Source organism: Streptomyces himastatinicus ATCC 53653 (genome assembly GCF_000158915.1).
GTDB classification, from domain to species: Bacteria; Actinomycetota; Actinomycetes; order Streptomycetales; family Streptomycetaceae; genus Streptomyces; species Streptomyces himastatinicus.
Genome location: NZ_GG657754.1, coordinates 8384975 through 8394502 on the forward strand (window position 1 = coordinate 8384975; position 9528 = coordinate 8394502).

General features: G+C 71.9%; 8 protein-coding genes. 7 read left to right on the plus strand and 1 reads right to left on the minus strand.

The features are described 5' to 3' along the window. Positions 1–68: 68 nt before the first annotated feature. Entirely contained in the window at positions 69–1193 is a 1125-nt protein-coding gene (locus tag SSOG_RS35845) for a PAC2 family protein (protein WP_009719161.1), read from the minus strand. A gap of 254 nt (positions 1194–1447) precedes the next feature. Between SSOG_RS35845 and SSOG_RS35850 the strand changes: the two genes are divergently transcribed. From SSOG_RS35850 to SSOG_RS35880, 7 genes are all read left to right on the plus strand, one after another. Beyond that, entirely contained in the window at positions 1448–2839 is a 1392-nt protein-coding gene (locus tag SSOG_RS35850) for an enolase C-terminal domain-like protein (protein WP_009719162.1), read from the plus strand. Next, the gene (locus SSOG_RS35855) at positions 2836–3612 is read left to right on the plus strand and encodes an SDR family NAD(P)-dependent oxidoreductase (protein ID WP_009719163.1); all 777 of its coding nucleotides are present in this window, start codon (positions 2836–2838) and stop codon (positions 3610–3612) included. The genes SSOG_RS35850 and SSOG_RS35855 overlap by 4 nt, the downstream gene beginning before the upstream one ends. A gap of 121 nt (positions 3613–3733) precedes the next feature. Continuing rightward, positions 3734–4768 carry a sugar ABC transporter substrate-binding protein gene (locus SSOG_RS35860; protein WP_009719164.1) on the plus strand — a complete coding sequence of 345 codons (1035 nt, stop codon included), beginning with the start codon at positions 3734–3736 and terminating at the stop codon, positions 4766–4768. A gap of 2 nt (positions 4769–4770) precedes the next feature. Next, positions 4771–6381 carry a sugar ABC transporter ATP-binding protein gene (locus SSOG_RS35865; RefSeq protein WP_039939471.1) on the plus strand — a complete coding sequence of 537 codons (1611 nt, stop codon included), beginning with the start codon at positions 4771–4773 and terminating at the stop codon, positions 6379–6381. Continuing rightward, on the plus strand, positions 6378–7418 hold the full coding sequence (locus SSOG_RS35870) for an ABC transporter permease (RefSeq protein ID WP_009719166.1): 1041 nt from the start codon (positions 6378–6380) through the stop codon (positions 7416–7418). Before SSOG_RS35865 ends, SSOG_RS35870 begins: the two co-directional genes overlap by 4 nt. Positions 7419–7472: 54 nt before the next feature. Beyond that, positions 7473–8468 carry an aldo/keto reductase gene (locus tag SSOG_RS35875; protein WP_050800058.1) on the plus strand — a complete coding sequence of 332 codons (996 nt, stop codon included), beginning with the start codon at positions 7473–7475 and terminating at the stop codon, positions 8466–8468. Between the two features lie 9 nt (positions 8469–8477). Next, a complete protein-coding gene (locus tag SSOG_RS35880) occupies positions 8478–9329 on the plus strand; it encodes an amidohydrolase family protein (protein ID WP_009719168.1) in 852 nt (283 codons plus the stop codon). Positions 9330–9528: the final 199 nt, after the last annotated feature.

Sequence of the window (9528 nt, forward strand, 5' to 3'; positions counted from 1 at the left end):
GGGGGCAACGCCCCGCCCCGCACCCGCCGGACGGACCGATTGCTTCGGTCCGTCCGGCGGTCTAGGGCTCAGCCCTGGTCGTCCGGGCGGTCCTCCGCGTCGCTACTCGCGTCGCTGCTCGCGCCACCGCTCCCGGTCTCCTCCGCGGCCCCACCGGACTCCCCGCTCCCGGAGCCGGACCCGGAGCCGCTCCCCGAGCCCTCGCCCTCGTCATCCTTGGCAGACGGCTTCCACGGCCGCGCATGCCCGCTCCCGGGATCCCGCAGATACGGGGCGTCGGCGATCCCCCCGGTGCCCGTCTCCGTCGCATGGCTGCCCGGCGCGCCCGGCGCCCCCGGCGTCCCCGGTGAGCCGTCCCGCCGACGCAGATAGCGCTCGAATTCCCGCGCGATCGCCTCGCCCGACGCCTCCGGCAGCTCCGCCGTGTCCCGGGCCTCCTCCAGCGACTGGACGTACTCGGCGACCTCGCTGTCCTCCGAGGCGAGTTGGTCCACGCCCAGCTGCCAGGCGCGCGCGTCCTCGGTCAGCTCGCCGAGCGGGATGCGGACGCCGATCAGGTCCTCGAGGCGGTTCAGCAGGGCCAGGGTCGCCTTCGGGTTCGGCGGCTGGGAGACGTAGTGCGGGACGGCCGCCCACAGGCTCACCGCGGGGACACCGGCGTGGGTGCAGGCCTCCTGGAGGATGCCGACGATGCCGGTCGGCCCCTCGTAGCGGGTCTCCTCGAGGTCGAGGCTGCGGGCCAGGTCCGGGTCGGAGGTGACTCCGCTGACCGGCACCGGCCGGGTGTGCGGCGTGTCGCCGAGCAGCGCCCCGAGGACGACGACCATCTCGACGCCCAACTCATGGGCGTAACCGAGGATCTCGTTACAGAACGACCGCCACCGCATGCTCGGCTCGATCCCGCGCACCAGTACCAGGTCGCGGGTCTTCTCGCCGCCCTCCGCGCGGACGACGGAGAGCCGGGTGGTCGGCCAAGTGATCTTGCGGACCCCGTTGTCCAGCGCGACGGTGGGCCGGTTCACCTGGAAGTCGTAGTAGTCCTCGGCGTCGAGAGAGGCGAAGACCTCGCCCTTCCACTCCCGGTCCAGGTGCCCGACCGCGGTGGAGGCGGCGTCTCCGGCATCGTTCCAGCCCTCGAAGGCACAGATCATGACCGGGTCGATCAGCTCGGGAACCCCCTCAAGCTCGATCACCCAGCGCCTCCTTCCGACCGGCGGACGGCTTGGTACCGCCTCCGGCGACAGTTCTTTTGCGTGCGCCCCAAGCCTACGGCTTCAAGGGGGCCCCGCCGCAGCCCCCGTAGGGAAACCCATACTCATTCATCCGACCTGTTTCCCGAAAGTTGCGGCACACCTCTGGACGAGACCCCCATGTCAGCGCTATACATCGGATCATCGCTAAAGGTCCGATGTTCTATCGCGCGTCGTTCAGGGAGCCCCCATTGAGTTTGCGCCCGACCGTCACCGAGCTCGAGGTCCATGACATCCGGTTTCCCACCTCGGAGCAGCTCGATGGCTCGGACGCGATGAATCCGGACCCCGACTACTCCGCTGCCTATGTGGTGCTCCGTACGGACGCCGATCACACCCCCCATGCCGAAGGGCACGGTTTCGTCTTCACCATCGGCCGCGGCAACGACGTCACCGCCGCCGCCATCCGCTCCCTCCAGCCCCACGTCGTCGGCCGCCCCGCCCCGCTCACCGCGGCCGGACTGGCAGAGCTGTACCGCGACCTCACCCATGACTCCCAGCTGCGCTGGCTCGGCCCGGAGAAGGGCGTCATGCATATGGCGGCCGGTGCGGTGGTGAACGCCGCCTGGGACCTCGCCGCCCGGCAGGCCGGAAAGCCGCTGTGGCAGTTCCTGGCCGACATGTCGCCCGAGGAGCTGGCCGACCTCGTCGACTACCGCTACCTCAGCGACGCCCTCACCCGCGACGAGGCCCTGGCCATCCTGCGCGCCGCCGAACCCGGCCGCGCCGAGCGCGCCGCGCTGCTGCGCGAGCGCGGCTACCCCGCCTACACCACCTCGGCGGGCTGGCTCGGCTACTCCGACGAGAAAATGATCAAGCTGGCGCAGGAGGCGGTCGCCGAGGGCTTCGACCAGATCAAGCTGAAGGTCGGCGGCGATCTCGACGAGGACCTCAGACGGATGCGGCTGGCCCGTGAGGCGGTCGGTCCGGACATCCGGATAGCCGTCGACGCCAACCAGCGCTGGGACGTCGCGGAGGCGCTGCGCTGGATGCGCACCCTGGCGCCGTACGACCCGCACTGGATCGAGGAGCCGACCAGCCCGGACGACGTCCTCGGCCACGCCGCCATCCGCGCCGGACAGCCGGTCAAGGTCGCCACTGGTGAACACGTCGCCAACCGCGTCGTCTTCAAACAGCTGCTTCAGGCCGAAGCCGTCGACTTCGTGCAGATCGACGCCGCGCGCGTCGCCGGGGTCAACGAGAACCTGGCGATCCTGCTGCTCGCCGCCAAGCACGGGATCCCTGTGTGCCCGCACGCGGGCGGCGTGGGCCTGTGCGAACTGGTACAGCACCTGGCCATGTTCGACTTCGTGGCCGTCTCGGGCAGCTGGGAGGACCGGGTCATCGAGTACGTCGACCACCTCCACGAACACTTCGCCGATCCGGTGGTCGTCGAGGCGGGCCGGTACCGCGCACCGGCCGCCCCGGGCTTCTCCGCCCAGATGCTTCCCGAGTCGATCGCCGCCTACCGCTATCCGGACGGGCCCGAATGGCAAACCCGGAACGCCGCACCACAGAACACCGCACCACAGAACACCGCACCGCAGAACACGGCATCACAGAACGCACGACTGGAGGAGACCTCTTGAGCCCCACCGGCGACTTCGAAGGGCTGGCCGCGCTCGTCACCGGCGGCGCCTCGGGCATCGGCGCCGCCATCGCCGCCACGCTGCGCGACCGGGGCGCACGGGTCGCCGTGCTCGACCGGGACCCGACAGGCGCCCCGTCCGGGACCCTGCCGGTCAAGACCGACGTCACCTCCGACGAGGGCGTACGGACCGCGGTGGAGGCGGTGGTGGCCGAATTCGGCGCCCTGCACACCGTCGTCGGCAATGCGGGCATCGGCGCGATCGGCACCGTCGAGGACAACTCCGACGACGAGTGGCACCGGCTGCTGGACGTCAACGTGCTGGGCCTGGTGCGCACCGCGCGGGCCGCGCTGCCGCATCTGCGCGCCGCCGCGGCGAGGCGGCCCGGCGCCGTGTCCATTACCCACACCTGCTCGATCGCCGCCACCGCCGGACTGCCGCAGCGCGCCGCGTACAGCGCGAGCAAGGGCGCGGTGCTGTCGCTGACCCTCGCCATGGCCGCCGACCACGTACGCGAGGGCATCCGCGTCAACTGCGTCAACCCCGGCACCGTCGACACCCCGTGGGTGGGGCGGCTGCTCGGCCAGGCCGCCGACCCGGCGGCCGAACGCGCCGCCCTGGAGGCCCGTCAGCCGACCGGGCGGCTGGTGTCCGCCGAGGAGGTCGCCGCGGCCGTCGCGTATCTGGCGAGCCCCGCCGCAGCGGCCGTCACCGGCACCGCGCTGGCCGTGGACGGCGGGATGCAGGGGCTGCGCTTGCGCCCCGCGACCTGAGCCCGGCCGCGTACCGCCACACCTTCACGCTCACCCACACCCCATATCGACATACCGCGCGCCCCGCACCATCGCACCCCGCACCACGCACGTCGCACCATTCGACCTAGGACGGGACTCGATGACGAGACTCCGCACCACCGGAGCCGCGGCCTGCGCCGTGCTGCTCGCCGTCGCCGGGCTGGCCGGCTGCAACCGTGAGAGCAACGGCGCCGGCGGCGGCAAGGTGGGCATCGACATGCCGCGCACCGACACCGACTTCTGGAACTCCTACCAGCAGTATCTGGAGAAGGGGATCGACAAGGGCACGGTCTCCGCGCTCCCGCTGTCCAACTCGCAGAACGACATCTCCAAGCTGGTCTCCAACGTCCAGGCGTTCACCGACCAGGGCGCCAAGGCGATCGTCATGGCCCCCCAGGACACCGGGGCCGTCTCCTCCACCCTGGAGCAGCTGGAGGAGAAGAAGATCCCCGTCATCAGCGTGGACACCCGCCCCGACGCCGGCAAGATCTACATGGTGGTGCGCGCCGACAACCGGGCGTACGGCACCAAGGCGTGCGAATACCTCGGCAAACAGCTGGGCGGCAAGGGCCGGGTCGCCGAACTCCAGGGCGACCTCAGCTCCATCAACGGCCGCGACCGGTCGCAGGCGTTCGCCTCGTGCATGAAGAAGAAGTACCCCGGCATCAAGGTGCACGAGCTGCCCACCGACTGGAAGGGCGACGTCGCCTCCGCGAAGCTCCAGAGCCTGCTGGCCCAGCACCGCAAGCTCGACGGCATCTACATGCAGGCCGGTGGCGCCTTCCTCCAGTCCACCCTGGCGCTGCTGGAGCAGAAGAAGCTGCTCAAGCCCGCGGGCTCGGCGGGGCACATCACCATCATCTCCAACGACGGCATACCGGAGGAGCTGGACGCGATCCGCGCCGGGAAGATCGACGCCACCCTCTCCCAGCCCGCCGACCTCTACGCCAAGTGGGCCCTGAACTACGCCAAGGCGGCGCTTGAGGGCGAGACGTTCAAGCCCGGCCCGACCGATCACGGCTCGGAGATCGTCACCATCGAGAACGGTCTGGAGGACCAGCTTCCGGCGCCGCTGGTCACCAAGGAGAACGTCGACGACCCGAAGCTGTGGGCCAACCAGCTCGAAAAGAAGTAGCCATGGCCAAGGCAGCGGAAGAGGCAGCACAGCCCCCCGTGGTCCGGGCGCAGGGCATCGTCAAACGCTTCGGACCGACCGTCGCCCTGGACCACGCCCACCTGGCCGTGCGTCCCGGGGAGGCGCACGCCCTCGTCGGACGCAACGGGGCGGGCAAGTCCACGCTGGTGTCCGTCCTCACCGGCATGGAACGCCCCGACGAGGGCGAGGTGACCTTCTCCGGCGAACCCGCCCCCGGCTACGGCGACACCGCGGCCTGGCAGCGCCGGGTCGCCTGCGTCTACCAGAAGTCGATGGTGGTCCCGCACCTGACCGTCGCCGAGAACCTGTACCTCGGCCGCTTCCAGGGCACCGGGCGCATCCGGTGGCGGGCGCTGCGCGAGGACGCCCGGGCGCTGCTGGGGGAGTACGGGGTGGACGTGGACCCCCAGACCCGGGCGAAGGACCTCGGCGTCGAGCAGCGGCAGTTCGTGGAGATCGCCCGCGCGCTGTCCTTCGGCGCCCGGCTGATCATCCTCGACGAGCCCACAGCCCAGCTCGACGCGGGCGGCATCGACCGGCTCTTCACCAAACTGCTCGACCTGCGCAGGCAGGGCGTCGCCTTCCTGTTCATCTCGCACCACCTCCAGGAGGTCTACGACCTCTGCGACACCGTGACCGTCTTCCGCGACGCCGGGCACGTGCTGACCGCACCGGTCGCCGACCTGCCCAAGGAGGACCTGGTCGCGGCGATGACGGGCGACGGCGAGGGCGCCCCCGAGGGCGACTCCCGGGCCGCCGTCCGCGCCCCCGTCACCGTGCGCGAGGCCGACCCGGAGGGCGAGCCGGTGCTGCGCACCGAGGGGCTCACCCTGGAGGACGAGTTCGCGCCGCTGGACCTGGTGGTGCGGCCCGGCGAGGTGCTGGGCCTGGCCGGGGCGACCGCCAGCGGCAACACGGCGATCGGCGAGACCCTGGTGGGCCTGCGCAAACCGGGCGGCGGCCGGGTCTCCGTACGGGGCAGGCCGGTACGCCCCGGCAGCGTCCCGCACGCCATCGACGCGGGCATCGGCTACGTCCCCGAGGACCGCCACGACCAGGGTCTGGTCCTGGGCCGCAGCGTCGCCGAGAACGCCACGCTGACCGTCACCGACCAGCTCGGGCCGTACGGCACGGTGCTGCCCTCCCGGACCCGCGCGTTCGCCCAGCGCATGATCACCTCGCTCGACATCAAGACCGCGGGACCGTCGCAGCCCGTCTCGGGCCTGTCCGGCGGCAATCAGCAGAAGGTCGTCATCGCCCGCGCGCTGGCGCGCGAACCGAGCGTGCTGGTCGCGATCCGGCCGACCGCCGGGGTGGACGTGAAGTCCAAGGACGCCCTGCTCGGCGTCGTACGGGACGTCGCGGCGGCCGGGAGCGGCGCGCTGATCGTCTCCGACGAGCTGGACGACCTCCGGGTCTGCGACCGGGTCCTGGCCTTCTTCCACGGGCGGGTCGTCGCCGAGTTCGGCAGCGGCTGGACCGACCGCCAGCTGGTCGCCGCGATGGAAGGCATCACGGAACCGGGCACGGACCGCACGACAGAGAGCACGGCCGGGGGAACCGCAGACCGCACGGGAGGACCACAGACATGATCGGTACCGCACGGCAGCAGCCCGCCGAGGCGGTGGCGGACGGGCCGGCGGGGGCCCGGAGCCGTCCGCGGATCGACATCGCGCGCTGGCGCGATCTGTCCCTGGTTCCGGTGATCTTCGTCCTGGGCGTGATCGGCTTCATCGTCTCGCCCGCCTTCCTCACCGAGGACAACCTGATCGGCGTCGTCCAGCAGTCCACCGAGCTGGGGCTGCTGGTGCTGGGCGAGGCGCTGATCCTGATCAGCGGCCGGATGGACCTCTCCCTGGAGTCCACCATCGCCGTGGCGCCCGTGATCGCCCTCTGGCTGGTGCTGCCCTCGCACGGCGCGCGCTTCGAAGGGCTCGGGCTGCTGCCCGTATGGACCGCCATTCCGCTGTGCCTGGCGGTCGGCGCCCTGATCGGCGCGGCCAACGGCTTCCTGATGCTCAAGCTGCGCGTCAACGGCTTCATCGCGACCCTGGGCATGCTCACCATGCTGCGCGGACTCCAGGTCGGCATCGCCGAGGGCCAGTCCATCGTCAACGTCCCCGAGTCGTTCCGCTACCTCGGCAAGGCCGACTGGCTGGGCGCGCCCGCCGCCGTATGGCTCTGCCTGGGCCTGTACGCGCTCGGCGGCCTGGCGCTCGGCTATCTGCGGCACGGCCGCGCCCTGTACGCGATCGGCGGCAACCCCGAGGCGGCGCGCGCCGCCGGTATCCGCGTCGACCGCATCACCTGGATCGTGCTCAGCGCCGGCGGCTTACTCGCCGCGTTCGCCGGAATCCTCTACACCGGCCACTACGGCTCGGTCGCCGCGACCCAGGGCAACGGCTGGATCTTCCAGGTGTTCGCCGCCGCGGTCATCGGCGGCATCAGCCTCAAGGGCGGCCGCGGCACGCTCTTCGGCGCCCTCACGGGTGTGCTTACGCTGCAATTGGTCGTCAATGTGATGACTCTCGGCGGCGTTCCGCCACTGTGGAACCAGTTCATCAACGGCTCCATCATCATCGTCGCGCTGATCATCTCCCGCTACGCGAGCGGCGAGAAGCAGGACTGAGACGCGGAAACCGAGACGCAGTACCGAGAGAAGCAGGAACAGAGGCGAGGAATCATGGCGCAGGTACCACAGGGGGCGCGCGAACTGGGGCGCTCGGGCGTCCACGTACCACCTCTCGGGCTCGGCTGCGCCCCGCTGGCCAATCTGTACGCCGCGGTGCCCGAGGAACGCGCCTTGGCGACCGTCCACACCGCCCTGGACCTCGGCTGCACCTACCTCGACACCGCCCCGCACTACGGCGTCGGGCTGTCCGAGGAACGGGTGGGCCGCGCGCTCGCCGGGCGCGACCGCGGCTCGTACACGCTCTCCACCAAGGTGGGGAGGCGGCTGCGGGACCGGGCGCCCGGCGAACCCGCCCAGCCGGACGGATTCGCGGACACCCCCGACCGCGTCCGCGAGTGGGACTTCACCCGGGACGGCATCCGCGCCTCCCTGGAATCCTCCCTGGAACGCCTCGGGGTCGAGGCCCTCGACATCGTCTACGTCCACGATCCGGAAAACCACATCCGCGAGGTGTACGAGACGGCCTTCCCGGCGCTCGCCGAACTGCGCGACCAGAAGCTCGTCCGGGCCATCGGCTTCGGCATGAACTACAGCGACATCCTCGCCCGCTTCGTCGCCGACCTCGATGTCGACGTCGTCCTGTGCGCCGGGCGCTGGACCCTGCTGGAGCGCACCGCCTACGACGACCTGCTGCCGGTGTGCGAGCGGCGCGGCACTTCCGTGGTGGTCGGCGGCGTCTACAACTCCGGGCTGCTCGCCGACCCTCGCCCCGGCGCGCGCTACAACTACGAGGAGGCGCCCCCCGAGATCGCCGAACGGGCCCGGCGACTCGCCGCCGTCTGCGCCGAGTTCGGGGTGCCACTGCGGGCCGCCGCCCTGCGCTTCCCCTTCGGCCACCCGGCCGTGGCCACGGCGGTCATCGGCGCCGCCGGACCGGACGAAGTGCGGGACAACGCCGAGATGTTCGGCTACGACATCCCCGACGAGCTGTGGCACGCGCTGGTCGAGCGCGGCCTGCTCGACGACGACATCCCGCTGCCGGTCTGAGGAGAGTCCGTGTCCCCCCGCATCGACGCCCACCACCACCTGTGGGACCTGTCCCGCAGGCCGCAGCCGTGGATGGACGGCCCCTGGGCCGACCCCATCGCCCGCACCGTCACCACCGCGGACCTGCTGCCGCACCTGGACGCCCACGGGATCGGCGCCACCGTCGTCGTCCAGGCCAGCTCCTCGTACGACGAGACGCGCGAACTCCTCGCCCTGGCGGGCGCCTCGGACCGGATCGCGGGCGTCGTCGGCTGGGCCGACCTCACCGACCCCGAGCTGCCCGCGGTGCTCGCCGCCCTGGCCGCGGGCCCCGGCGGCGACCGCCTGGTGGGGCTGCGGCACCAGGTGCAGGACGAGCCGGACCCCGACTGGCTGGGCCGCCCCGACGTACGGCGCGGCCTCGCCGACGCGGCCGACGCGGGACTCGTCTACGACCTCCTGGTCACCCCGCGCGAGCTGCCCGCCGCGATCGCCGCGGTGCGGGAGCTGCCGGGGGCGCGCTTCGTCCTCGACCACGCGGCCAAGCCGCCGATCGCGAGCGGCGAGCGCGACCCGTGGACCGGTCTCCTGACGCGACTGGCCGCCCTCCCGAACGTCGACTGCAAGCTCTCGGGGCTGGTCACCGAGGCCGACTGGGAGACCTGGAAGCCGGAGCAGGTGCTCCCGTACGCCCGGCACGTACTGGACGCCTTCGGCCCGGAGCGGGTGCTGTTCGGCTCGGACTGGCCGGTATGCGAACTGGCCGCGACGTACGCGGATGTCGTGACCCTCGCGGACCGCGCGACATCCGAACTGACCGAAGCCGAACGCACATCAGTCTTCGGCACCAACGCGGTCCGCACGTACGCCCTGGGCACGTAGCCCAAGCGTTCCCGCAACCGCGCCCGGTGCCCCACGCCCCCGGGCTGAGGCCCAGCCCGGCCCCCGCCCCGCTACGCGGGCGGTCCTCGACGTCCAGCAGCCGCAGCGCCGCCCCAGGTCGGCTCCGCCCCAGCTGGCGGGGCGGACGCGCCCCACACCCAGCCCCTCCGGGGCGTAACCCCCAGCCCCCTCCGGCGTT

Excerpts from the sequence above, each read along its gene's own strand:
- SSOG_RS35865 (WP_039939471.1), top strand. The coding sequence starts at position 4,771 with ATGGCCAAGGCAGCGGAAGAGGCAGCACAGCCCCCCGTGGTCCGGGCG.
- SSOG_RS35860 (WP_009719164.1), top strand. The coding sequence starts at position 3,734 with ATGACGAGACTCCGCACCACCGGAGCCGCGGCCTGCGCCGTGCTGCTC.
- SSOG_RS35870 (WP_009719166.1), top strand. The coding sequence starts at position 6,378 with ATGATCGGTACCGCACGGCAGCAGCCCGCCGAGGCGGTGGCGGACGGG.
- SSOG_RS35875 (WP_050800058.1), top strand. The coding sequence starts at position 7,473 with ATGGCGCAGGTACCACAGGGGGCGCGCGAACTGGGGCGCTCGGGCGTC.